This is a genomic window from Neisseria sp. P0021.S005 (genome assembly GCF_051956955.1).
On sequence record NZ_JBQCWY010000716.1, the window covers coordinates 1 to 1,518 of the forward strand.

The 1,518-nt window shown below is 52.8% G+C and carries 1 protein-coding gene; it reads left to right on the top strand.

Annotated features, from left to right (window positions below; all coding sequences use genetic code 11):
- Nucleotides 1-481: 481 nt before the first annotated feature.
- A partial coding sequence (locus tag ACTHUE_RS18635) for an Rne/Rng family ribonuclease (protein WP_440424147.1) occupies nucleotides 482-1,518 on the top strand: 1,037 nt, incomplete at its 3' end.

Here is a 1,518-nt window from a genome sequence, read left to right on the forward strand (position 1 = left end):
CGAACCTGCCGTCGCAGGCCGTCTGAAACGGATTTATTGTTAAAACGAGATTTTATATTAAAAACGCACTCCGCAAAGCATTTCCTTGTGTTTGTTCAAAGCCGGCAAACGCAATCCCGTAATTAAGTTTGAATTGAACCTGCCGTCCGGCCGGGCGTAAGACGCAGTCCGCGCAGCACCGTCCGAAATTACCGGCGCTACGATAATAAGAAGATGTAGGCTGCCTTAATTTTGTCCGAAGCATCAGCATTCGGACGGCAGCGGAACCATCAACCTTTCCGCCGCATTGTTCTTTATTTCCTTCTTTATCCGAATCCGTCCGCACATGGCTTGAGTTCAAGCATGCAACCTTGCGGATTTCAAATCAAATACTGGTTACACGGGGATTTTCCCATCTTGCCTTTGAAGAGTGCCAACCGGACAGACAGGCCGTCTGAAAAAGATATTCACAAATCAAACGGCCGCTGTTCACGAGGTGACTATGAAAAGAATGTTATTCAACGCAACGCAGGCCGAAGAGCTGCGCGTTGCCATTGTCGATGGCCAAAACCTTTTGGACTTGGACATCGAAACGCTGGGCAAAGAACAGCGTAAAGGCAATATCTACAAAGGTATCATTACCCGCATCGAGCCGTCGCTGGAAGCGTGTTTCGTCGATTACGGAACCGACCGCCACGGCTTTTTGCCGTTTAAGGAAGTATCGCGTTCATATTTCCGCGACTACGAAGGCGGCAGGGCGCGTATTCAGGACGTGCTCAAAGAGGGCATGGAAGTTATCGTCCAAGTCGAAAAAGATGAGCGCGGCAACAAAGGCGCGGCACTGACCACCTTCATCAGCCTGGCCGGCCGCTATTTGGTATTGATGCCGAACAACCCGCGCGGCGGCGGCGTATCCCGCCGTATTGAAGGCGAAGAGCGCCAAGAGTTGAAAGCCGCCATGGCCGAACTCGACATTCCGAACGGTATGAGCATCATCGCCCGCACCGCCGGCATCGGCCGCAGCGCGGAAGAGTTGGAATGGGACTTGAACTACCTCAAACAGCTCTGGCAAGCCATTGAAGAAGCAGGCAAAGCACACCATGACCCTTACCTGCTCTTTATGGAAAGCTCGCTGCTGATTCGTGCGATTCGCGACTATTTCCGTCCCGATATCGGCGAGATTTTGGTGGACAATCAAGAAGTTTACGACCAAGTTGCCGAATTCATGAGCTACGTCATGCCGAGCAATGTAGGCCGTCTGAAACTCTATCAAGACCACACGCCGCTGTTCTCCCGTTTCCAAATCGAACACCAAATCGAAAGTGCGTTCTCACGCAGCGTCAGCCTGCCTTCCGGCGGCGCGATTGTGATCGACCATACCGAAGCCCTGGTTTCCATCGACGTCAACTCTGCGCGTGCCACACGCGGCTCGGATATTGAAGACACCGCGTTCAAAACCAATATGGAAGCCGCCGAAGAGGTCGCCCGTCAAATGCGCCTGCGCGACTTGGGCGGTTTGGTCGTCATCGACTTCATCGA